The organism is Streptomyces sp. NPDC006335, assembly GCF_040612795.1.
GTDB lineage: Bacteria > Actinomycetota > Actinomycetes > Streptomycetales > Streptomycetaceae > Streptomyces.
This window is the reverse complement of record NZ_JBEXQX010000004.1, coordinates 504089-525191: the sequence shown is the minus strand read 5'-3', so window position 1 is coordinate 525191 and position 21103 is coordinate 504089. Positions and strand designations below refer to the sequence as shown.

Here is a 21103-nt window from a genome sequence, read left to right as displayed (position 1 = left end):
GCGCGTGCATGTCAGCGCTCGAACTTCCAGGTGACGCGCACGGTCGCGTCTCCGCTGACCTTGACGACGCTCACCGGCACGAAGACCTGGGTGCTGCCGGACTTCGCCGTGCAGGTGATCTTCGTGTTCCGCACCGCCGCGAGATCCGGGCACGAGACCTCGGCGATGTCCTTCCCGATCCACGGCAGCGGGTGGTACCAGGTCTCGATGTGCGAGGCCACGAGATCGCCACTGAGACCCGGATGACCTTGCACCTTCGCGTATCCGCCGCCGGCGGGATCGGCGGTGTTCTTCTGCACATTCATGCCCTCGACGGCGAACGCGCCTGCCGCGCCGACGCCGACGAGGGCCACCGCCAGCGCGGTGGTGACCATTGCCTTGGTTTTCATGCTGACCTCCAGGCCGGGATGGGAACGGACACCACCTTCGCCGCCCGACATCCCGCGGCGCCTCGACCGAAAGGCCACGGTCCCGGCAGGGCGCGACGCCCCTTTCATCCTTTCGGCCGACCTGCCCGGGGGACCGCGGCCGCAACGCCTCCCACCCGCCCGACCGATGCCGACTCGGTTGCGGGGCGGCGCCGTACAGCTCCGGCGCCCCGCGCCCCGCCCCACGCCCCACGCCTCGCGCCCCACGTCCCACGTCCCGAGGCCCGCGCCGCCTGCCCGGCTGTACCTGCCAGCCGGGCACTGCACGCTCAAGCGTTGCTGTGTCGTCCGGGCCGCCGTCAACCACGTCGAGAACCAAGGCGGACCGGCAGCACATCGACGATTCCAAGCCGAACCGGAGCCGGCCTCGAGTGGTCAGGAGGCGGCGGTGTCGCCGAGCGCGTCCCGCAAGGACGCGAACAGCCCGAAGAGGTCACGCCTGGGCGCGACGTGCAGCTCATCCGCCTGCCACACGGTGAACGCCACGAGCGGATGAGCGCTCAGCGCGTCGATGTCGGCGGCTGCCGGGTCGCGCAACCGGAACCGTAGACGGACGAAGCAGTGGGTCAGCCGGGTGACGTTCTCGCGACCGCCCACCTCTCGCAGGATCACGTCCGCGTCTCTGTCGCCGCTAGGCATCGACACGGTCGCCCTCCGACGGGTCGCACTGCGCCGTGAGCCGGCTGACGTGCAGCGCGAGATAGAGGATCTCCTCCCGGCCGACCTGCCAGTCGAACAGTTCCTCCATCCGGCGGGCCAGCCGCTCCGCGCAGGCGTACTCCAGCGGCCTGGTGCTCCTGACGGCCTCGCCGATCCGGTCACCCACGTCAGGAGCCTGCTTGCCGTCCCGGGCGCGCAGGAAGAGGTACCGCAGGTGTGTGACGAACCGCGCCGCATCCAGCGAGCGCTGATCGATCACCGCTCCCAGGTCCTCGGCGATCGTGTCGAGCGCGATCCTCAGCCACTGCGTCATCTGCACGGTCGCCGCGATGTCGCCGGATCCGATCTGCGCGTTGACGAAGTGGAGGGCCAGCGGCAGCGCCTCGGTCGCGTCCAGCCGTACCCCGAGTCGTCTCTCGATGATCCCCAGGGCCGCTGTGCCCATCTCCGTCTCCGCCGGATACAGGTTCTCGATCTCCCACTTGAGCGGGTACTCGATCACGGCTCCGGTGCGGGCGCGGGCGAGCGCCACATGGACGTGGTCGGCCAGGGGAAGCAGGATGTGCTCGCTGAGCTTCTCGCCGAGCCGCCCCCGGGCGGTGGCGACGACCTCTTCCATCACCTCGATCACATCGAGCGGGATCTCGGCGGCCAGGGCGGCGAGGCGCTCGGCGGGCATCGCCTGCGCCACGAACCGGCGCTCGATCCGGTCGGTGTGCACGACGTCCCCGGGCTTGACCTGGAAGCCGAGCCCCCGCCCCAGGAACACGGTTTCGGCCCCGTGCTCGTCGATCCCGAGCACGACGTTGTTGTTGAAGATCTTCTTGACGAGCATGGTTACGGAGTCCTCACTGACCTGGCCCCCGGGGCAGGGTACCTGGCCCCCGCGGCACGGCCGGGTCGGGTTGCGGGCGCTACGGTCTCCCGCCGCGGCTCAACAGGACGGGCGCTACGGTCTCCCGCCGGCCCAACAAGACGGGCGCTACGGTCTCCCGCCGCGGCTCAGCAGGACGGCGCCCTGGCTGCGGATGACGTCGGCGTACCAGCCGAAGGACTTCTTGCGGTGGCGGGCGAGGCTGCCGTTGCCGTCGTCGTCGCGGTCGACGTAGACGAACCCGTAGCGCTTGCTCATCTGCGCGGTGCTCGCGCTGACGAGGTCGATGCAGCCCCAGGTGGTGTAGCCGAGGACGTCGACGCCGTCGGCGATCGCCTCCGCGACCTGGACCAGGTGGTCGTTCAGGTAGGCGATGCGGTAGTAGTCGTTCACCGTGGGCCGGCCGTCCACGTGGATCAGCTCGTCCTTGGCACCGAGGCCGTTCTCGACGATGAACAGCGGCTTCTGCCACCGGTCCCAGAACTGGTTGAGCACGATGCGCAGTCCGATCGGATCGATCTGCCATCCCCACTTGCTGGCCCGGAGCGTCGGGTTCGGGACACCGCCCATGATGTTGCCCTCCCCCGCCTCGCGCCGCTTGGGATCGGCGGTCTCGCAGACGCTCATGTAGTAGCTGAACGACACGAAGTCCACGGTGTGCGTGAGCAGTTCGCGGTCCTCGTCGGTGATGTCGAGCTCGATGCCGTTCTCCCGCATGTGACGCAGCGCGTAGCCCGGGTACGCGCCACGCACGTGCACGTCACCGAACATGAGGTTGGCGTGGTCGGCGTGCAGCGCGGCGAGGGCGTCGGAAGGGTGGGGGGTGAGCGGGTAGACGGGCAGGGCGAGCACCATGCAGCCCACGCGCGCGTCCGGCACCGTCTCGTGGGCGATCTTGGTGGCCAGGGCGCTGGCCACGAGTTCGTGGTGGACGGCCTGGAAGAGTTCCTGGCGGGGCAGCTCCTCCTCGGGCGTCGTGATGGCGCCGCTCATGAAGGGCGCGTGGAGCACGGAGTTGATCTCGTTGAAGGTCAGCCAGTACGTGACGCGCCGGCCGTAGCGGTCGAACAGGACGCGGACGTAGCGCTCGTAGAAGCCGATCATCTCGCGGCTCGTCCAGCCGTTGTACTTCTCCGCGAGCGCCAGCGGCGTCTCGTAGTGGGAGATCGTGACCAGCGGCTCGATCCCGTGCTTCTCCAGTTCGTCGAGGACACGGTCGTAGAAGGCCAGGCCTTCCTCGTTGGGCAGCTCGTCGTCGCCGTGCGGGAAGATCCGGCTCCACGCGATCGAGAAACGGAAGACGGTGAAGCCCATCTCGGCGAGGAGGGCGATGTCCTCGGCGTAGCGGTGGTAGAAGTCGATGCCCTCCAGTTTGAGGTTGTCGGGCGTGGGGTGTGCGGTGCGCGGGCCCGCGAGGCCGCGGGGCAGGACGTCCTGGATGGAGAGGCCCTTGCCGCCCTCGTCGTGGGCGCCCTCGATCTGGTTGGCGGCTGTCGCGCCGCCCCAGAGGAAACCGTCCGGGAAGGGGCGGGGCGCGGTGTGGTCGGTCACGCGTGTCTCCTCAGCCGACGAGGTCGAGTGCGGCCTTGCGGGCCTGTACGTCGTCACCGGTGGTCGCGGGCACGACGGCGGTGTGTCCGCCCTGGTCGGTCACGATCAGTACGGTGATCGGGTCGTAGCCCGCGTCCGTGAGCACCTGGAGATCGACCTCGGTCAGCAGATCGCCGGCGTTCACCCGCTGCCCCTGGCTGACGACGGGGGCGAAGCCCCGGCCCTGCAACTCGACGGTGTTCAGGCCGATGTGCACCAGCACCTCGACGCCCGCGTCGCTGCGGATGCCGAACGCGTGCGGCATGACGCTCACCAGGGTGCCGCTCAGCGGCGCGTACACCTTGCCCTCGCTGGGGATGACGGCCAGGCCGGAGCCCATGGCGCCGGAGGCGAACACCTGGTCGGGGACCTCGGCGAGCGCGACGACCTTCCCCGCGACGGGTGCCGTGAGGGTCGCCGTCCCGGCATCGGACACCGTGCCGTGGGAGGCCTCGTCCGCGGTGCCGGCGGCTGTCCCGCCCGTCGCGGGCAGATCCTTGAAGCCGATGAGGGTCAGCGCGAAGGCGATGACCATGCCGACGGCACAGCCGATGAGCTGGAGGGCGAAGCTGCCGGCGTTCAGGGTGGAGGTCAGGGTGATCGCGCCGGGCAGGACGAAGCTCGTCGCCGCCGAACCCCCCGCCGTCGCGATGCCACCGCCGACCGCGCCGCCCACGCAGGCGAAGACGAAGGGGCGCTTGAGGCGGAGCGTGACACCGTAGATCGCCGGCTCGGTGACCCCCGCGAGGAAGCCGGACACAGCGGCCGGTCCGGCCACCACCTTCAGGTCGCGGTCGCGCGTCCGGAGGAACACCGCGAACGTGGCCGCGGCCTGGGCGAGCACCGGTGCGAACAACGCCCCCGCCAGGTCCGTGTGACCCGTGGTCGCCAGCTGCTGGAAGGCGATCGGGATGAAGGCCCAGTGGAGGCCGAAGACGACGAGGACCTGCCACAGACCGCCGAGCACCGTGCCGGCCGCCCAGGGGGACAGCCCCCACAGATCGCCGACACCGGACGCGAGGTGGTCGCCGGCCCAGGTCGAGACCGGTCCGATGGCGAGGAAGGAGACGGGCACGACGAGCGCGAGCGTGATCAGCGGCGTTCCGAAGTTGCGCACCGTCGCGGGCAGCACTCGCTCCGCCACTCGCTCCACGTGCGACTGGAAGTACACCGCGAGGATGGCCGGCACGACGGCGGACAGGTAGTTGGCCATGACGACCGGGATGCCGAGGAAGGTCAGCTTGCCCCCGCCCTGGGCGAAGGCCTGGAGCGTCACACTCGCGCCGTGCGCACCGGGCACGACGGCGACCGTGGCGGAGTAGACGAGGGCACAGGCGACGACGATCGCCGTGAACTGGTTGGCCTTGAAGCGCTTGGCGGCGGTGACGGCCAGCAGGATCGGCAGGAACTGGAACACCGCGTCGGCCGCGGCGAACCAGATGGCGTACGTCGACGTGGTGCCGAAGCCCGGGCTGATCTTCACCGCGACCGCGAGGAGTGCCTTGAGCAGCCCCGCGGCCGCCAGGGTCCACAGGAACGGGAGGAAGATGCTGGTGACGAGGTCGATCACGCGGGAGAGCGGACCGCTGGAGGAGCCACCGCCCACCCCGTCCACGCCCTGGGCGACGACCGCCTCATAGACGTGGCCGACGGTGTTGCCGATGACGACCTGGAACTGGCCGCCCGCCTCGACGACCGTGATGACACCGTTCGCGGACTCCACGCCGGCCTTGTCGGCCCTGGACGGGTCGACGAGCACGAAACGCAGTCGTGTCGCGCAGTGGCTCAGGGATCTGACGTTGTCCTTGCCGCCGACGCCCCGCAGGACCTCTTCGGCGATCGATGTGTACGTGCTTGTGGTTGTCACGGCTCCTCCTCGAGCCCCGCTGCCCCGGAACCGCGTGCCGATTTCGGCAACAAAAAAACCCAAGCCGTGACCCTGCACGCCACTTGGGAAGCGGCGGGTCTCGGCTTGGGTTTTGCCTGCGGTCCAGTAACAATCCCAGCTTTGGCAAGACACCCGTGGATGCCTTGCGGCGAGACATTAGGCACTGTCCCTGTTCGATGTCCAGAGGCCGGGCATCACATTTTCCCCAGGAGTGATCCATACGGTGTGGCGGTGGTCTCATTGACGCCGGAACGCACTCGCGGCTACGGTACGCGGCACGGATTGTGACCGGCGTTCAGCCGGGCAAGACCTGGGACGAGTTGTCGTGAGACAGCTGTTCCCAGGTCTTTTTTTGTGCGGATTCGCCTGGGCGACCGAACGCGATGAGGAGCGGTGCGTGTAGGGGCAGCCCTGTATCGGTGAACGTCGGATTTGTATCTCCGATACCCGTCCGGTTGCCCGGTGTTGCCATAGCTCGCTTTCCCCAGTGCCGTGCATTGAACAGTGCCCGCAGACAAACCCGAGGAGAAAAATGCCCGAGCGTTACGCGACCGTCCTGTGCTCACAGGGGCTGCACGCCCGACCTGCGGCCGCCTTCGCCCGCGCGGCAGCGGAGCTGAGCCATCGCATCACCATTCGCAGGACAGGCGGCGACCCGGTCCCGGTGAGCAGCACCCTCATGCTGATGAGTCTGGGCCTCAAGGAAGGCGAGGAGGTCGTCCTCACCTGCGACGACGAGACGGCCGGGCCGGCGCTCGACCAGTTGGCGGCCCTGCTCGCCACGGATCTCGGCGCGCGGTCATGACCTCCATGAACGCCTCGAACCCGGCTTCTTCGCCGCCGGCCTGATCATCAGCCTGGTGCTCTGCCGCCGCGACGCGCCCCCGGGCCCACCCAGGACCCGACAGGACACCAGCTGTACACATGCAGGTCCCGGTAGTCGTCCCCATGCAGGTCCCGGTAGTCGTCCCCATGCAGGCCCCTGAGTCGTCCACATGCAGGTCCCGGCCGAGCTCCGCCCGCAACACCGCTCCGCCCACAACACACCGCAACGGCCCGCCTGATGTCCGGCGGGCCGCTTCGGCCTCCGCCCGGACCTGCGCTTCAGCCCAGGCCCGGTGCGAGCAGCACCTTGCAGGCCTCGCCGGTGAGCCGATCAACCGCTTCTTCGGCTCGGCTCAGTGGCAGCCGGTGGACGATCAGCCAATCCGGGTCGAGGCGGCCGGAGTTCATCAGCAGGAGCGTCTGCTCCCAGGTTTCCCAGAGGCGGCGGCCGAAGCTGCCTCGCGGGGTGATGCCCTTCTTGTTGATGCGGGCGGCGATGTCGACGGGTGCCGGTCGGCTCGGATGCCCGACGGTCACGACGGTGCCTTCGGCCCGGACCGCGTCGAAGAGCGGGGCAGAGCCGCTGCGGCTCCCGAGCATTCGGGGCCCTGCTGGAGTCCGCGGGGGGCCTCGCGCGATGAGACGCCCGTGATCGCCGTGCGATGAGACGCACGTGCGCGTGATCGCCATCCTTGCCGCCCGATCACTCCGGACACCGCACGTTTCAGCCGCCGATTGCACGACCCTTGACGCGTCAATGACAACGATGGCTTGATGCTGTGAACGTTCCCACCTCATTCCGAGAAGGGACCACCATGTGCAGCACCAGACTTCTGCCCTCCTTACGAATCCTTCTGGCAGCGCTCCTGCTCTCCCTCGGCGCGGCACTCGCGCCGCCGGCCACGGCCGCCCCCGCCGCGGCACCCGCCCGCATCATGCCGCTGGGTGACTCGATCACCGGCTCACCGGGCTGCTGGCGGGAACTGCTCTGGAATCGCCTGCAGAGCACCGGATACACGAACATCGACTTTGTCGGCACGCTCAGCCAGCAGGGCTGCGGCCGGGCGTTCGACGGCGACAACGAAGGTCACGGCGGCGAGTTGGTGACCAACGCGGCGGATCAGAACCTGCTTCCCGCCCGGCTCTCCGCGGCGCGTCCCGACATCGTTGTCATGCACTTCGGCACCAACGACGTGTGGAGCAGTATCGCTCCTGACCGGATCCTCGCCGCCTACACCAAGCTGGTGCGGCAGATGCGGGCGTCCAACCCGAACATGAAGATCCTGGTCGCCCAGTTGATCCCGATGAATCCCGCCAACTGCACGGGCTGCGGCCAGCGTGTCGTCGCCTTCAACGCGCGGATTCCCGACTGGGCCAGGGCGACCAGCACCAGCCGCTCCCCCGTGACGGTCGTCGACCAGTGGACGGGCTTCGACACCGCGGCCGACACGTACGACGGGGTGCACCCCTCCGCCTCCGGCAACCAGAAGATCGCCGCCCGCTGGTACCCGGCCCTCACCGCCGTCCTCGCCAGGGGCGTGCCGGGCGGTCCGGGTGACCCGGGCGGTGAGACGCCCGCCTGTGCGGCCGCGTTCCGGGCCGTGTCCACCTGGCAGGGCGGCTACCAGGGCGAGGTGACGGTCACCAACACGTCCGACTCCGCCGTCTCGGGCTGGGCCGTGACCGTCGTACCGGCCGAGGGCGCACGCCTCACCCAGGCCTGGAACGGCAACCTCACCACGTCCGCCGACGGCAGGCCCACCGTCACCAACGCGGCGTGGAACGGCCCCCTGGCCCCCGGGGCGAGCGCCACCTTCGGCTTCACCGCCACCACGCCGGAGACGGCCGGTACCCCCACGGCCTCCGTCGGCTGCACCGCACGAGCCACCGCCGTCTGACCCTCCGTCCGGCTGCACCGCACGAACCACCACCTCCTGACCTCCCGTCCGGCTGCACCGCACGAGCCACCTCCTCCTGCCCCCCATCCCCCCCCCACTCCGGAGTCGCCATGACATCCCGCACCCGTACCGCACCCCGAGCGGTGGCCGTGGTCGCCGCTCTGCTGGGCCTCTTCGTGCCCCTGCTCGGCTTCGGGACCTCGGCCCAGGCCGCGCCCACCGGCTTCCGCGTCCAGAACGGCCGACTGCTGGAGGCCAACGGGAACGACTTCGTGATGCGTGGCGTCAACCACGCCCACACCTGGTACCCGAGCCGCATCAGCTCCCTCGCGCAGATCAAGGCCAAGCGGGCCAACACCGTCCGCGTGGTCCTCGCCAGCGGTGACCGCTGGACCCGCAACAGCGCCACCGACGTGGCGAACGTCGTCTCCCAGTGCAAGCAGAACCGGCTCATCTGCGTCCTGGAGGTGCACGACACCACCGGCTACGGCGACCAGAGCGGCGCCACCACCCTCTCCCGGGCCGCCGACTACTGGATCAGCGTGAAGAGCGCGCTGGCCGGCCAGGAGAGCTACGTCATCGTCAACATCGGCAACGAGCCGTTCGGCAACAGCAATTACACGCGGTGGACGGCCGACACCAAGGCGGCCGTCCAAAAGCTCCGCGGCGCCGGGTTCAACCACACCCTCATGGTGGACGCGCCCAACTGGGGCCAGGACTGGGCGTTCACCATGCGCGACAACGCCGCCTCGGTCTTCGCCGCGGACCCCGACCGCAACACGGTCTTCTCCGTCCACATGTACGGCGTCTTCAACACGGCCGCGAAGGTCAACGACTACCTGAACCGCTTCGTCGCCGCCAAACTCCCCATCGTTGTAGGCGAGTTCGGCCACAACCACTCCGACGGCAACCCCGACGAGGACGCCATCCTGGCCACCACCCAGCGGCTCGGCCTCGGCTACCTCGGCTGGTCATGGAGCGGCAACAGCAGCGACGTCCAGTACCTGGACATGGTCACGAACTTCGACCCGAACCGCCTCACTTCCTGGGGCCAGCGGATCTTCAACGGCGCGAACGGCATCGCCGCCACGTCGAAGCAGGCCGCCATCTACTCCCCCGGGCGGTGACTCGTAGTGCACCGCCCCCCTTGCCCGGTTCGCGAACGCAGAAGGAGGAACGGAACATGGACTTAACCGTCACCGACGTCCGAGCGGGAGCCCGTCCGCGAGGCAGAACGGCCGCCCTGCGAGCGGCCGTGACCACGGCCGTGATCGCCCTGATGGCCGTACTGGTCTCGACCCAGTCGGCATCGGCCGCGGACAACCCGTACCAGCGGGGCCCGGACCCCACCGTGAGCAGCGTCGCGGCCCAGAGGGGAACGTTCGCCACCGCTGAGTTGACCGTGCCGCCCGGCAACGGCTTCAACGGCGGGAAGATCTACTACCCGACGGACACCAGTCTGGGAACCTGGGGCGCGGTCGCGGCCGTGCCCGGCTACACCGCCAAGTGGGCTGCCGAGGGCGCCTGGATGGGGCCCTGGCTCGCCTCGTTCGGGTTCGTCGTGATCGGCATCGACACCAACAGCCCCACCGACTACGACACCGCGCGCGGGACCCAGCTCCTCGCCGCGCTGGACTACCTGACCCAGAAGAGTGCGGTGCGCGACCGCGTCGACCCCAACCGGCTGGGTGTGATCGGGCACTCCATGGGCGGCGGCGGCGCCATCAGCGCGGCCGTCCGGCGGCCGTCGCTGAAGGCCGCCCTCCCGCTCGCACCCTTCTCCCCCTCGCAGAACCTCTCCACCTTGCGGGTTCCCACGATGATCATGGGCGCCCGGGACGACGGCACGGTCACCCCGTCCTACCTCGACGGCCTCTACGGCGGCATGCCGGCCGGCACGCAGAGCGCCTTCATCGAGCTCACCAGCGGCGGCCACGGCTTCCCCACCTGGGGCAACTCCAACGTGACCCGCCGCACGATCCCCTGGCTGAAGATCTTCCTCGACAACGACACCCGCTACACGCGGTTCCTGTGTCCGTCCCTGGCGGACTCCAGCAACGTCTCCAGGTCCAAGACCAAGTGCCCGTACGTGCCGCCGGGCGGCACGAACCCGCCCGCGCCGGGCGGCGGGCAGATCGTCGGGGGCGCCTCCGGCCGCTGCGTCGACGTACCCGACTCGTCGCAGACCAACGGCACCCAGGTCCAGCTGTGGGACTGCCTGGACCGGGCCGGCCAGAAGTGGGCCCGCACGGACGCCGGGGAACTGCGCGTCCACGGCAACAAGTGCCTGGACGCCGAGGCCTCGGGGACGTCGTCCGGCACTCGGGTCGTCATCTGGGACTGCCACGGCGGGCAGAACCAGCGGTGGAACGTCAACGCGAACGGCACGATCACCAGCGTCCGCTCCGGCCTGTGCCTGGACGCCTACAACGCCGGAACCGGCAACGGCACCCAACTGGTCCTGTGGAGCTGCAACGGCGGGGCCAACCAGCGGTGGGCCGTCGGACAGGGCCAGCTCAGTTCCCGATAGCAGCTCAAGCCGAAGTGCCGGGTACGCACGCCCGGCACTTCGGTCACCACCGCGCCTCCTGCCAAGTCAGCGAAAGTCAGCATCAGGGATCAACCGGCACACCGCGTCATTGCGAAGACACGCGGAACTCGAATTCGGGACGGTCCCACGGCACGGCGGGTGGGTTCGCGAGCGCGGTCCCGATCCGCACCGCACCTGCGCGGTGGTAGAAGTCCTCGGCGGGCAGATGCGACACCACCCTGACACGGTCGAGCCCGGCGGCACGGGCCTCGGACTGCATGTGCGCGACGAGCAGCCGTCCGATACCCCGTCCCTGCACGTCGTCGGCGACGAACAGCAGGTCGAGCTCCGGCGGATCGAGGACGAGCGAGTAGAACCCGAGGACCCGGCCCGCATGCTCGTCGGCGCCGACGGCCACAAAGGCGCGGTGGGCCTCGATGTAGTCGGGCCCGACCCGGTAGCCCGCGACTGCGGCCGCGTACTTACCCGTGTAGGCGCTTGAGCCACGCACGAGCCTCGTGAGCCGTCGGGCATCCCGCGCAACAGCCCTCCGTATCGTGATCGGCCGGCTGATCGGGGACGTGCGTGAACTCATCGGGGAAGTATGTCTCACCACCGAGGTCCCGTCGGACCTTCCTCGGCGGGGCCTCTCCGTCCCACCTGCGGTCATGAAGAGATCACACAGGCAGTGGATCATCTCGTCCCGCTCTCCGGGTACCGTCAGACCTATGAGTCATCCACACCCCGAACTGAAAGCCGCCCCGCCCCTTCCCCGAGGAGGGTTGCGGGTCATCGCCCTGGGCGGTCTGGGTGAGATCGGCCGCAACATGACTGTCTTCGAGCACGAGGGCAAGCTGCTCATCGTCGACTGCGGCGTGCTGTTCCCCGAGGAGACCCAGCCCGGCGTGGACGTGATCCTGCCGGACTTCACCTCGATCCGGGACCGGCTGGACGACGTCGTGGCCGTGGTACTCACCCACGGCCACGAGGACCACATCGGCGGCGTGCCGTACCTGCTGCGCGAGCGGCGCGACATTCCCGTCGTCGGTTCCAAGCTGACGCTGGCGTTCCTGGAGGCCAAGCTCAAGGAACACGGCATCCGGCCGCGCACGGTGCGGGTGCGGGAGGGCGACCGGCGCGGCTTCGGGCCCTTCGACCTCGAGTTCGTGGCGGTCAACCACTCCATCCCGGACAGCCTCGCGGTCGCGATCCGCACCGGCGCCGGACTGGTGCTGCACACCGGCGACTTCAAGATGGACCAGTTCCCCCTCGACGACCGCATCACCGATCTGCGTGCCTTCGCCCGCCTCGGCGAGGAAGGCGTCGACCTGTTCCTCACCGACTCCACCAACGCCGAAGTGCCCGGCTTCACCACCTCCGAGCGGGAGCTGAACCCGGCGATCGAGCAGGTGATGCGCACCGCGCCGCGCCGCGTCATCGTCTCCAGCTTCGCCAGCCATGTGCACCGCATCCAGCAGGTCCTGGACGCCGCGCATCAGCACGGCCGCAAAGTCGCCTTCGTCGGCCGATCGATGGTCCGCAACATGGGCATCGCCCGTGACCTCGGTTACCTCAAGGTGCCGTCCGGTCTGGTCGTCAGCACGAAGGAGCTGGAGAAGCTCCCGGACCACAAGGTCACTCTGGTGTGCACCGGCTCGCAGGGCGAACCGATGGCCGCGCTGTCACGGATGGCCAACCGCGACCACGTGATCCGCATCGGCAAGGGCGACACCGTCCTGCTCGCCAGCTCCCTCATCCCCGGCAACGAGAACGCCATCTACCGGGTGATCAACGGACTCACCCGGTGGGGTGCCCACGTGGTCCACAAGGGCAACGCCAAGGTGCACGTCTCCGGGCACGCCAGCGCCGGCGAACTCGTCTACTGCTACAACATCGTCAAACCCCGCAACGTCATGCCCGTGCACGGCGAATGGCGCCACCTGCGGGCCAACGGCGACCTCGCCATCCGTACCGGCCTCGACCCCGAGCGTGTCGTCATCGCCGAGGACGGCGTCGTCGTCGACCTCGTCGAGGGGCGCGCGTCCATCACCGGCAAGGTCCCCGCCGGCAACGTCTACGTGGACGGCATGGAAGTCGGCGGCGCCACCGAGGCGTCCCTCAAGGACCGCCTCACCCTCGCGGAGGAAGGCGTCGTCACGGTGGTGGCGATCGTCGATGCCGACACCGGCGCCCTCGCGGAGGCCCCCGACTTCCTGGCCCGCGGCTTCGTCCACGACGACACCACCTTCGAGCCGGTCGTCCCCGTCATCGAGAAGACCTTGGCCACCGCGGCCGAGGAAGGCGTCGGGGACGCCCGCCAACTCGAACAGCTCGTCGCCCGCGCGGTGGCGAACTGGGCGTTCCGCACCCACCGCCGCAAGCCCCTCATCATCCCCGTCATCATCGACGCCTGAACCACTGCCCGGCAGCACAGACCCGGTTCCGGTCGCAGCGGAGGTTGGCCGCCTCGGGGACGGTCTCTGAAGTGTCCGGGACGTCAAACGAGCGTCGAAGGTGAACGGCGTCGCACTTCACCGAAACATGACGAGGGCCGACGCCACAGCGCGTTGGCCCCGACGAAACCGCCACCGCCGAGACGGCAGCGCGGTCGACCGCCCTGTCCGCAGGCGGTTGGCCGCGGGTGCCGTTGCCCGGTCGCACCCCACCCGCCAGCGTCACCCGAACGCAGACCTCTGCGCGGGTCAGCGCACCCTGCCCCGCGGCTTCAACGGCAGGGGCGGCAGTTCCGGCGCGGGCAGCGGATCGCCGTCGTACCCCTTCACCTCACCGAACCGCGTCCCCTCCATCCAGTCCCGGCGCGCCTGCTCGATCTCCTCCTGGGACCGTCCGATCCAGTTCCAGAACATGACCAGCTCCTCCTCGAACGGCTCGCCGCCCAGGAGCATCAGGCCCGCGTCCGAGTCTGCGCGCAGGGGGAGTTCGGTGCGGCCGCAGCCGAGGTAGAGCATCGAGCCGGGCAGTACCGGCACCCCGTCCACGTGGGCCTCGCCGGACATGGACAGGACGGCGTACTCGAAGTCGGGTTCCAGCGGCAGGCGTACGTCCGCGCCGCCGGCGAGGCTCAGGTCGGCGCCGACGATGGGGGTGTACGCCGTTCCGGGTGAGCGTGCGCCGTCGAGGTCGCCGAGGATGAGCGTGGCCGTCAGGCCGGGGGCCGTGACCTGCGGCAGCCCGGTGTGGTGCTCGAAGCGCGGGTCGGTGTGGCGGTGGCCGTCCGGGAGGGCGACCCAGAGCTGGGCGCCGTGCAGGAACCGGGCGTGGGACCTGGGGCTCTCCTCGGAGTGGCTGATCGCGCGGCCGGAGGTCATCAGGCCCAGCTCACGGGGGCGGATGGTCTGGAGGCTGCCGGTGGAGTCGCGGTGCAGGACCTCGCCCTGGTGCAGCCAGCTCACCGTCTGCAGGCCCATGTGCGGGTGCGGGGGCACCTGCATGCCGGGCTCGTCGGCGATGTCGTCGGGGCCGTAGTGGTCGACGAAACACCAGGCGCCGACCATGCGGCGGCCCAGGTTGGGCAGCAACCGGCGCACCTCGCTGGACTCGCCCAGCTTCACGCGGCGGGGGCTGAGGAGTTCGCGCACGGGTTCCGCCACCACGAAGCCGCGGCCGCCGCACAGGGCGGGAGCCGCCTGGCGATCAAGATTGCTCATGACGCCCAACCTAGCCCCGTGAGGCGTTTCCCGTCAGGCCCTCCCCCGGGGCACCGTGGCAAGCGCTCCCCGGGCGGTCCGCCGCCGCCCCGAAAATAGTAGCCATGGACATAGTAGCCATGTACTGTATCGAGCATGAGTACGGCATCCGAGGGCGCGACGCCCGGTTTCCTGGTCTGGCGACTGTCGATGAAGTGGCGGGTCGCGGTCGACCGCGCGGTGGCGCCGCTCGGCCTGACACACGCCCAGTACTCGCTGGTGGCCTCGCTGTACGGCATGCAGCGCGGGGGCGAACGCCCCAGCCAGCGACGCCTCGCCGACCGCACCGGCCTCGAACCGCTCTACGTCTCCAAGCTGGCGCGCTCCCTGGAGAGCGCCGGGCTCCTGGAGCGCACCCGCGACCCGCGCGACCCGCGCGCGGTGCAACTGGCGCTCACCGATGAGGGCCGCGCGCGGACCCGGCAGGCCATCGAGGTCGTGCAGGGGCTCCTGGAGCAACTGCTGGCGCCGCTCGGCGGCCTGGACAGCGCACGCACGCGGGAGTTCAAGCGTGAGCTGACGACCCTGCTCGACGCACCTCTCGACCCGACCGACGAGAACCTCAAGGAGCAGCCATGACCACCACCACTCCCGTCCTCAACCCCCGCGTCATAGCCCTGGCCCACTACGCCGCCCGCGCGCTCCTCGAGAACGTCCTGGCCCGCCACGGTGTGACCTTCCAGCAGTCCGTCACCCTGCGACTGGCCGCGGTCGCGGAGGGGCCGGTCGAGCGCGAGCGCGTGGTCGAGGACGTCGTCGGCGCGCTGAAGGTCGACGCGGCACAGGCGCACTCCGTGGTCGACGAGCTGATCTCCGCGGGGCTGCTGGCTCCGCACGAGTCGTCCCGGGTGCGGATCACGGACGCCGGACGGGAGCTGTTCGGGACGACGTCGGCCGAGACCGCGCCCCTCACCGCCCGGGTCTACGCCGGCATCCCCGCGGAGGATCTCGCGGTCGCCGGACGCGTCCTGGGTCTCATCACCGAACGGGCCGACGCGGAGCTCGCCGCCCTCACCGAGTAGGGGAGCCCTGACCACCTGGCTCTGTCGTCGGCCCGAGGCCGCAGGAGGCGGACTCGGGCCGACCGCGCCCCACGGAGCCGTACCTGTCTCAGGCCGTCGCGTTCCGCTTCCCCCGCCGGTGCGCGATCTCGCCGAGGATCACGTCGGCGACGATGAAGCCGGCCAGCGGAATGCCGAGCAGCGGCACGAAGTACCCGAGGACGGCGACGACCACCACGCCGGGCACCAGGAGCTGCGGCGGCACCTGCTGCCAGGCGCCGCGCGGGATCGGCCGGCCGAAGGCCAAGCCACGGCCGCGCTGCCACCACATGCGGTAGCCCAGCACGATCAGCAGGACCAGCGACAGCGCGAGCAGCATCAGGGCGATCTGGTTGACCAGCCCGAACAGGACGCCGGTGTGCAGGTCGATGCCCCAGCGGGTCAGCTTGGCGAGCAGCGGGTAGTGCGCGAACCGCAGTGTGTCGGTGACCTGGCCGCTGGTCGGGTCGACGGCGACCGAGTCCTGCTTCTCGGGCCAGCTGCGCTGCACCTGCCGTACGACGTAGGTGGACGACTCGTCGGCGGGCGGCACGATCTCGACGGGGTCGCCGAGGCCTTCGGCGCGGGCGGCGGCCAGCACCTTGTCGAGGCCGACGCCGTGCTCGGCGTCCCCGGCCGAGGCGGACGCGCCGTGGCCCGAGTGGTCGCCGCCCGCGGCCGCGGAGACCGACGGGGTGGACTGGCCGAGCGAGGTGCGCAGTTCGTCGATGTTGGCTCCGGCGTAGGTCGACCAGGTCAGCCCGGTCGCCGACAGGAAGAAGAACCCGGCCGCGGCCCACACGCCGACGCTGCCGTGCAACCCGAGGGTGCGGCGCCGTCCGCTGGTGCCGCGGACCTTGCGCAGGGCCCGGCGGCGGGAGAACCACAGCACGATGCCGCCGCCCGCGATGACCCACAGCCAGCTCGCGGCGAACTCGCTGTAGAGGCGGCCGTTCTCGCCGAGGTGGAGGTCGCGGTGGAACTCGTCGATCCAGGTGCGCAGCGGCAGCGCGCCGGTGGAGCCGTACTGCTCCAGCGCGCCGCGGACCTTGCCGGTGTACGGGTCCACGAACACGGCAAGGGTGTGGGCCGGGTCGACCCCCTTCACGCCGGACAGCAGCACCCTGGTCGTGGCGTCGGCGGCGGGCGAGGGGCGTATCGCCGAGACCGTGCCCTCGGGGTGCGCCTTGCGGGCGGCGGCCACCTGCTCGGAGAGGGGCAGCTTGCTGTCGCCGACGGCGGCGACGGTCATCTCGTCCCGGTAGACGATCTTCTCGGCCTGGAAGGCGCCCGCGTACAGGAAGCCGGTGAGGGCGGCGACGAGCAGGAAGGGGGCGACGAACAGACCGGCGTAGAAGTGCAGACGCAGCACGAGCGGGCGCAGCGGGGCCCATCTGCTGGGGGCCGGCGCGGGGGCGGCCGGCTGCGGGACCTCGTCCTTGGTGGTCGAGGGGGCGATGGACATCGGCGGCTTCTCCGAGGGCTGGGGACGGTAGCGCTCCAGTAGTCGGAGAGAAGGTGCGCCGAGTTCCCCGGCCACCAAGTGACCTGCGTCACAGGGAGCTCCATGGCATCCTGGCGCGATGGCAACTCCGAGTCACCGCGCGCCCCTTGCCGAGCTGGTCGAGGAACTCCTGGCCACGGACGGCCCGCTGCCGATCGTGGCGGCCGGCGAACCGGTCCTGCGGCGCGGCACCGAGCCCTACGACGGCCAGTTGGACGGCGCGCTCCTGTCCCGCTTCGTCGAGGCCCTGCGCCTCACCATGCGCGCGGCACCGGGCGTGGGCCTGGCCGCCCCGCAGGTGGGTGTGCCGCTGCGCATCGCGGTCGTCGAGGACCCGGCGCCCGTACCGGAGGAGGTCCGGCTGGCGCGCGGGCGGGTGCCGCAGCCGTTCCGGGTCCTGGTCAATCCATCGTACGAGCCGGTCGGCAGCGAGCGGGTGGCGTTCTTCGAGGGTTGTCTGAGTGTGCCGGGGTGGCAGGCCGTGGTGGCACGGCCCGCGGAGGTCCGGCTCAGGTGCGAGGACGAGAACGGCCGCGCGGTGGACGAGGCGTTCACCGGCTGGCCCGCGCGGATCGTCCAGCACGAGACGGACCACCTCGACGGGGTGCTCTACCTCGACCGCGCGGAGCTGCGCTCGCTGTCGTCCGGCCGGGCGATGGCCGAGCGCTGGACGCAGCCGACGCCGGAGCAGGCGGCCGCGTCCCTCGGCTTCGAGCTGCCCTAGTTGTCCCGGTAGGCCTCCAGCAGTCGCAGCCACACCTCGCTGATGGTCGGGTACGACGGGACCGCGTGCCACAGCCGGCTGATCGGGACCTGTCCGGCGACCGCGATCGTCGCGGAGTGGATCAGTTCGCCGACGCCGGGGCCGACGAAGGTGACGCCGAGGAGGATCTCGCGTTCCAGGTCGACGACCATGCGGGCCCGGCCGCGGTAGCCGTCGCCGTAGAGCCCGGCGCCCGAGACCGAGGCGAGGTCGTAGTCGACCGCGCGGACGCGGTGGCCCGCCTGTTCGGCCTCCGCGAGGGAGAGGCCGACGGAGGCCGCCTCCGGGTCGGTGAAGACGACCTGGGGCACGGCGTCGTGGTCGGCGGTGGCTGCGTGGGCGCCCCACGGGTCCGCCTGGACCGGGGCTCCCGAGGCGCGGGCGGAGATCGCGGCGCCGGCGATGCGGGCCTGGTACTTGCCCTGGTGGGTGAGGAGCGCGCGGTGGTTGACGTCGCCGACCGCGTAGAGCCAGTCGCTGCCGGTGACGCGGAGGCTGTCGTCGACCTCCAGCCAGCTGCCGGGCTCCCGGCCGATGGTGTCGAGGCCGATGTCGTCGGTGTGCGGGGCCCGTCCGGTGGCGAAGAGGATCTCGTCGGCCTCGATGCGGTCGCCGGTGCCGGTGACGACCACGACCGTGCCGTTCTCGCGGGTGACCGACTCGACCGAGGTGCCGGTGCGGACGGTCACGCCCGCCTCGGTGAGCGCCTCGGCGACGAGTTCGCCCGCGAACGGCTCCATGCGGTTGAGCAGGCCCTTCCCGCGCACGAGAAGCGTGACCCGGGAGCCGAGGGCCTGCCAGGCCGTGGCCATCTCGGTGGCGACCACTCCCCCGCCGACCACGACCAGGCGTCCGGGTACCGCCTTGGCGCTGGTGGCCTCGCGGCTGGTCCAGGGCTTGACCTCGGCGAGGCCCGGCAGGTCGGGCAGCACCGCGCGGGTGCCGGTGCAGACGGCCACGGCGTGCCGGGCGGTCAGCACCTTCCGTACGCCGTCGGGGCCGGTGACCGTCACCGTGCGCTCCCCGCTGAGGCGGCCGTGGCCGCGGTGGAGGTCGGCACCGATGCCCTCCAGCCAGCCGACCTGGCCGTCGTCCTTCCAGTCGGAGGCCCAGTAGTCCCGGCGTGCAAGGACCGCCGCCGCGTCGAGCGGGCCCTGCACCGAGGCGCTCAGACCCGGCAGGCGGCGCGCGTCCGCCTGGGCGATCACCGGCCGCAGCAGGGCCTTGCTGGGCATACAGGCCCAGTAGGAGCACTCTCCGCCGACCAGTTCGCTCTCCACGACCGCGGTGGACAGGCCGGCCGCGCGGGTGCGGTCGGCCACGTTCTCCCCCACGGGCCCGGCACCGAGCACCACGACGTCGTAGGTGCTGTTCGCGATGTTTCCCGTTTCCGTCATGGGCCCAGTCTGGTGGGTGGTGTGCGCTCGGGCCACCAGGGGTACGCGCGCCGCATACCCAGAGGTGGCAGCCGTGGAATACGGGGCCGGACGGGCGTGTTGTGCCGACGGCTTCGCTCCGAGACCAGGAAGAGGGATCACGTCATGAGCAGCACCGTGGAGCTCACCAAGGAGAACTTCGACCAGATGGTCACGGACAACGAATTCGTCCTGATCGACTTCTGGGCGTCCTGGTGCGGTCCTTGCCGCCAGTTCGCGCCGGTCTACGAGAAGGCCGCCGAGGACAACCCGGACCTGGTGTTCGGCAAGGTGGACACCGAGGCGCAGCCGGAGCTGGCCGCCGCCTTCGGCATCCAGTCGATCCCGACGCTGATGATCGTCCGCGACCAGGTCGCGGTGTTCGCCCAGCCGGGCGCGCTGCCCGAATCCGCCCTGACGGACGTCATCGGGCAGGCCCGCGAGCTGGACATGGACGAGGTCCGCAAGTCCGTGGCCGAGCAGCAGGCCAAGGCCGAGCAGAACGACCAGTAGCCCCTGGGAGGGGCACCTCCAGAGCCCTTAGAAGGGGTACGTCGCCACGTCCGCGCGTACGGTCGTCCAGCGCACGTCGGTGAAGGCCTCCACATTGGCCTCGCCGCCGAAACGGGCGCCGGTGCCGGACGCGGCGATACCGCCGAAGGGCGCGACCGCCTCGTCGTTCACGGTCTGGTCGTTGATGTGCACGATGCCGGTCGGGATCCGCTCGGCCAGGTCGAGACCGCGGGCCGCGTCCCCGGTGACGATGCCGAGCGAGAGGCCGTAGGGCCCGGCGGCGGCCAGGGCGGCGGCCTCGTCGACCGTGCTGAAGGACCGTACGGGAGCGACGGGTCCGAAGACCTCCTCCGCGTAGGCGGGCGTGTTGTCGTCGAGGCCCGCGAGGACCGTCGGCCGGTAGAAGAGCTTCTCGTGGGTACCGCCGGCGGCCAGCTTGGCGCCCTGCGCGGTGCTGGCCTCGACCAGACCGCGCACCTTGGCGAGCTGGTTGTCGTCGATGATCGGGCCGAGGTGGACCTGCTCCAGGTGGGGGTCGCCGACGGCGAGCGAGTCGGCCTTGGCGGCCAGCCGCTCGACGTACTCCGCGTACAGCGACTCGTGGACCAGGTGGCGGCCCGTCGTCATGCAGATCTGGCCCTGGTGGAAGAAGGATCCCCAGGCGGCCGTGGAGATCACGGCCTCGATGTCGGCGTCCTCCAGGACGATCATCGCGGAGTTGCCGCCGAGCTCCAGGTGGGCGCGCTTGAGGTGGCGTCCGGCCGCCTCCCCCACCGCACGGCCCGCCGCGGTCGACCCGGTGAAGGAGATGACGGGGACGCGCGGGTCGGCGACCAGGGCCTGTCCGACGTCCGGGCCGCCGGGCAGGACGTGGAACAGCCCCTCGGGCAGCCCGGCCTCGGCGAAGACCGCGGCGAGGGAGAGGCCTCCGCAGACCGCGGTGCGCGGGTCCGGCTTGAGGAGCACCGCGTTGCCGAGGGCGAGGGCGGGGGCGACCGAGCGGATCGAGAGGATCAGCGGGGCGTTGAAGGGCGAGATGACGCCCACGACGCCGACCGGGACCCGGCGCGTGTAGGACAGCCGGGGCGCCTCGCTCGGCAGGACCTGGCCCGCCGGGCGGGAGGCTAGGGCGGCGGCCTCGTAGCACTCCTGGGCGGCCACGTGGAGTTCGAAGTCGGCCTTGCCGGGGATGGACCCGGACTCCCGGACGAGCCAGCCGCGCAGTTCGTCGGCGTGCGCGGCGAACAGGTCGCCGGCCTTGCGCAGCACTCCGGCCCGGACGAAGTGCGGGAGCCGGGCCCACTCGCGCTGGGCGGCGCGGGCGGTCTCGGCGGAGCGCTCCACGTCGGTGGCGCCGGCGAGGGTGACGGTGGCGAGCGTGTCGCCGGTGGCGGGCTCGGTGACCGCGTACTCAGGTCCCGACAGGGGGTGGGGCTGCCAGCTCTTGGGGTCGAGCAACGACATGACG

19 protein-coding genes and 2 pseudogenes are annotated in these 21103 nt (G+C 70.7%); 10 read left to right on the top strand and 11 right to left on the bottom strand.

Annotation, left to right across the window (positions count from 1 at the left end; all coding sequences use genetic code 11):
• Positions 1 to 11: 11 nt before the first annotated feature.
• The 5 genes from ABZ098_RS16215 to ABZ098_RS16195 form a co-directional block, all read right to left on the bottom strand.
• Positions 12 to 389, bottom strand: a complete 378-nt coding sequence (locus tag ABZ098_RS16215; RefSeq protein ID WP_356591386.1) for a hypothetical protein — start codon at positions 387 to 389, stop codon at positions 12 to 14.
• Positions 390 to 803: 414 nt separating this feature from the next.
• Positions 804 to 1040 carry a PTS transporter subunit EIIB gene (locus ABZ098_RS16210; RefSeq protein ID WP_356591384.1) on the bottom strand — a complete coding sequence of 79 codons (237 nt, stop codon included), beginning with the start codon at positions 1038 to 1040 and terminating at the stop codon, positions 804 to 806.
• 19 nt (positions 1041 to 1059) lie between these two features.
• Positions 1060 to 1923 carry a PRD domain-containing protein gene (locus ABZ098_RS16205; RefSeq protein ID WP_356591382.1) on the bottom strand — a complete coding sequence of 288 codons (864 nt, stop codon included), beginning with the start codon at positions 1921 to 1923 and terminating at the stop codon, positions 1060 to 1062.
• A gap of 147 nt (positions 1924 to 2070) precedes the next feature.
• Positions 2071 to 3513 carry a glycoside hydrolase family 1 protein gene (locus tag ABZ098_RS16200; RefSeq protein WP_356591380.1) on the bottom strand — a complete coding sequence of 481 codons (1443 nt, stop codon included), beginning with the start codon at positions 3511 to 3513 and terminating at the stop codon, positions 2071 to 2073.
• 10 nt (positions 3514 to 3523) lie between these two features.
• Positions 3524 to 5419, bottom strand: a complete 1896-nt coding sequence (locus tag ABZ098_RS16195) for a glucose PTS transporter subunit IIA (protein WP_356591378.1) — start codon at positions 5417 to 5419, stop codon at positions 3524 to 3526.
• Between the two features lie 553 nt (positions 5420 to 5972).
• On the opposite strand from ABZ098_RS16195, the gene ABZ098_RS16190 reads away from it, so the two are divergent.
• Positions 5973 to 6245, top strand: coding sequence for an HPr family phosphocarrier protein (locus ABZ098_RS16190; RefSeq protein WP_356591376.1), 273 nt, complete (start codon positions 5973 to 5975; stop codon positions 6243 to 6245).
• A 299-nt stretch (positions 6246 to 6544) separates the two neighbouring features.
• On the opposite strand, the gene ABZ098_RS16185 is transcribed toward ABZ098_RS16190, so the two are convergent.
• A complete protein-coding gene (locus ABZ098_RS16185; protein WP_356591374.1) occupies positions 6545 to 6865 on the bottom strand; it encodes a hypothetical protein in 321 nt (106 codons plus the stop codon).
• A 215-nt stretch (positions 6866 to 7080) separates the two neighbouring features.
• On the opposite strand from ABZ098_RS16185, the gene ABZ098_RS16180 reads away from it, so the two are divergent.
• From ABZ098_RS16180 to ABZ098_RS16165, 4 genes and pseudogenes are all read left to right on the top strand, one after another.
• Positions 7081 to 8163, top strand: a complete 1083-nt coding sequence (locus ABZ098_RS16180) for a GDSL-type esterase/lipase family protein (protein WP_356591372.1) — start codon at positions 7081 to 7083, stop codon at positions 8161 to 8163.
• A gap of 110 nt (positions 8164 to 8273) precedes the next feature.
• Positions 8274 to 9290 carry a glycoside hydrolase family 5 protein gene (locus ABZ098_RS16175; RefSeq protein ID WP_356591370.1) on the top strand — a complete coding sequence of 339 codons (1017 nt, stop codon included), beginning with the start codon at positions 8274 to 8276 and terminating at the stop codon, positions 9288 to 9290.
• 56 nt (positions 9291 to 9346) lie between these two features.
• Positions 9347 to 10093, top strand: a pseudogene (locus ABZ098_RS16170) (dienelactone hydrolase family protein); the annotation flags it as partial.
• Between the two features lie 198 nt (positions 10094 to 10291).
• Positions 10292 to 10693 (top strand): annotated as a pseudogene (locus ABZ098_RS16165) (RICIN domain-containing protein); the annotation flags it as partial.
• 106 nt (positions 10694 to 10799) lie between these two features.
• Here ABZ098_RS16165 and ABZ098_RS16160 read toward each other — a convergent pair.
• Complete coding sequence (locus tag ABZ098_RS16160; protein ID WP_356591368.1) at positions 10800 to 11288, bottom strand: GNAT family N-acetyltransferase; 489 nt, start codon at positions 11286 to 11288, stop codon at positions 10800 to 10802.
• A 133-nt stretch (positions 11289 to 11421) separates the two neighbouring features.
• On the opposite strand from ABZ098_RS16160, the gene ABZ098_RS16155 reads away from it, so the two are divergent.
• Positions 11422 to 13107: a ribonuclease J gene (locus ABZ098_RS16155; RefSeq protein WP_356591366.1), complete on the top strand. Its 1686-nt coding sequence runs from the start codon at positions 11422 to 11424 to the stop codon at positions 13105 to 13107.
• Between the two features lie 288 nt (positions 13108 to 13395).
• Here ABZ098_RS16155 and ABZ098_RS16150 read toward each other — a convergent pair whose 3' ends face one another.
• Positions 13396 to 14361, bottom strand: coding sequence for a pirin family protein (locus ABZ098_RS16150; RefSeq protein WP_356591364.1), 966 nt, complete (start codon positions 14359 to 14361; stop codon positions 13396 to 13398).
• 135 nt (positions 14362 to 14496) lie between these two features.
• On the opposite strand from ABZ098_RS16150, the gene ABZ098_RS16145 reads away from it, so the two are divergent.
• Complete coding sequence (locus tag ABZ098_RS16145; protein WP_356591362.1) at positions 14497 to 14979, top strand: MarR family transcriptional regulator; 483 nt, start codon at positions 14497 to 14499, stop codon at positions 14977 to 14979.
• Positions 14976 to 15422: a MarR family transcriptional regulator gene (locus tag ABZ098_RS16140; RefSeq protein WP_356591360.1), complete on the top strand. Its 447-nt coding sequence runs from the start codon at positions 14976 to 14978 to the stop codon at positions 15420 to 15422. The genes ABZ098_RS16145 and ABZ098_RS16140 overlap by 4 nt, the downstream gene beginning before the upstream one ends.
• A gap of 88 nt (positions 15423 to 15510) precedes the next feature.
• On the opposite strand, the gene ABZ098_RS16135 is transcribed toward ABZ098_RS16140, so the two are convergent.
• Positions 15511 to 16905: a PepSY-associated TM helix domain-containing protein gene (locus tag ABZ098_RS16135; protein ID WP_356591358.1), complete on the bottom strand. Its 1395-nt coding sequence runs from the start codon at positions 16903 to 16905 to the stop codon at positions 15511 to 15513.
• A gap of 118 nt (positions 16906 to 17023) precedes the next feature.
• On the opposite strand from ABZ098_RS16135, the gene ABZ098_RS16130 reads away from it, so the two are divergent.
• The gene (locus ABZ098_RS16130) at positions 17024 to 17668 is read left to right on the top strand and encodes a peptide deformylase (RefSeq protein ID WP_356591356.1); all 645 of its coding nucleotides are present in this window, start codon (positions 17024 to 17026) and stop codon (positions 17666 to 17668) included.
• On the opposite strand, the gene ABZ098_RS16125 is transcribed toward ABZ098_RS16130, so the two are convergent.
• Positions 17665 to 19104, bottom strand: coding sequence for an NAD(P)/FAD-dependent oxidoreductase (locus tag ABZ098_RS16125; protein WP_356591354.1), 1440 nt, complete (start codon positions 19102 to 19104; stop codon positions 17665 to 17667). The genes ABZ098_RS16130 and ABZ098_RS16125 overlap by 4 nt on opposite strands.
• 144 nt (positions 19105 to 19248) lie before the next feature.
• Here ABZ098_RS16125 and trxA point away from each other — a divergent pair, with 144 nt between their 5' ends.
• A complete protein-coding gene (gene trxA, locus ABZ098_RS16120; RefSeq protein WP_356591352.1) occupies positions 19249 to 19635 on the top strand; it encodes a thioredoxin in 387 nt (128 codons plus the stop codon).
• 27 nt (positions 19636 to 19662) lie between these two features.
• Here the strand turns inward: trxA and ABZ098_RS16115 are convergent, their stop codons facing one another.
• Positions 19663 to 21099, bottom strand: coding sequence for a benzaldehyde dehydrogenase (locus tag ABZ098_RS16115; RefSeq protein ID WP_356591350.1), 1437 nt, complete (start codon positions 21097 to 21099; stop codon positions 19663 to 19665).
• Between the last annotated feature and the right edge of the window lie 4 nt (positions 21100 to 21103).

What these genes read in the sequence shown, in the direction of transcription:
- ABZ098_RS16215 (WP_356591386.1), bottom strand. Translation starts at nt 389, where the DNA reads ATGAAAACCAAGGCAATGGTCACCACCGCGCTGGCGGTGGCCCTCGTC.
- ABZ098_RS16205 (WP_356591382.1), bottom strand. Translation starts at nt 1,923, where the DNA reads ATGCTCGTCAAGAAGATCTTCAACAACAACGTCGTGCTCGGGATCGAC.
- ABZ098_RS16190 (WP_356591376.1), top strand. Translation starts at nt 5,973, where the DNA reads ATGCCCGAGCGTTACGCGACCGTCCTGTGCTCACAGGGGCTGCACGCC.
- ABZ098_RS16185 (WP_356591374.1), bottom strand. Translation starts at nt 6,865, where the DNA reads ATGCTCGGGAGCCGCAGCGGCTCTGCCCCGCTCTTCGACGCGGTCCGG.
- ABZ098_RS16180 (WP_356591372.1), top strand. Translation starts at nt 7,081, where the DNA reads ATGTGCAGCACCAGACTTCTGCCCTCCTTACGAATCCTTCTGGCAGCG.
- ABZ098_RS16175 (WP_356591370.1), top strand. Translation starts at nt 8,274, where the DNA reads ATGACATCCCGCACCCGTACCGCACCCCGAGCGGTGGCCGTGGTCGCC.
- ABZ098_RS16160 (WP_356591368.1), bottom strand. Translation starts at nt 11,288, where the DNA reads ATGAGTTCACGCACGTCCCCGATCAGCCGGCCGATCACGATACGGAGG.
- ABZ098_RS16155 (WP_356591366.1), top strand. Translation starts at nt 11,422, where the DNA reads ATGAGTCATCCACACCCCGAACTGAAAGCCGCCCCGCCCCTTCCCCGA.
- ABZ098_RS16150 (WP_356591364.1), bottom strand. Translation starts at nt 14,361, where the DNA reads ATGAGCAATCTTGATCGCCAGGCGGCTCCCGCCCTGTGCGGCGGCCGC.
- ABZ098_RS16145 (WP_356591362.1), top strand. Translation starts at nt 14,497, where the DNA reads ATGAGTACGGCATCCGAGGGCGCGACGCCCGGTTTCCTGGTCTGGCGA.
- ABZ098_RS16140 (WP_356591360.1), top strand. Translation starts at nt 14,976, where the DNA reads ATGACCACCACCACTCCCGTCCTCAACCCCCGCGTCATAGCCCTGGCC.
- ABZ098_RS16135 (WP_356591358.1), bottom strand. Translation starts at nt 16,905, where the DNA reads ATGTCCATCGCCCCCTCGACCACCAAGGACGAGGTCCCGCAGCCGGCC.
- ABZ098_RS16130 (WP_356591356.1), top strand. Translation starts at nt 17,024, where the DNA reads ATGGCAACTCCGAGTCACCGCGCGCCCCTTGCCGAGCTGGTCGAGGAA.
- ABZ098_RS16125 (WP_356591354.1), bottom strand. Translation starts at nt 19,104, where the DNA reads ATGACGGAAACGGGAAACATCGCGAACAGCACCTACGACGTCGTGGTG.
- trxA (WP_356591352.1), top strand. Translation starts at nt 19,249, where the DNA reads ATGAGCAGCACCGTGGAGCTCACCAAGGAGAACTTCGACCAGATGGTC.
- ABZ098_RS16115 (WP_356591350.1), bottom strand. Translation starts at nt 21,099, where the DNA reads ATGTCGTTGCTCGACCCCAAGAGCTGGCAGCCCCACCCCCTGTCGGGA.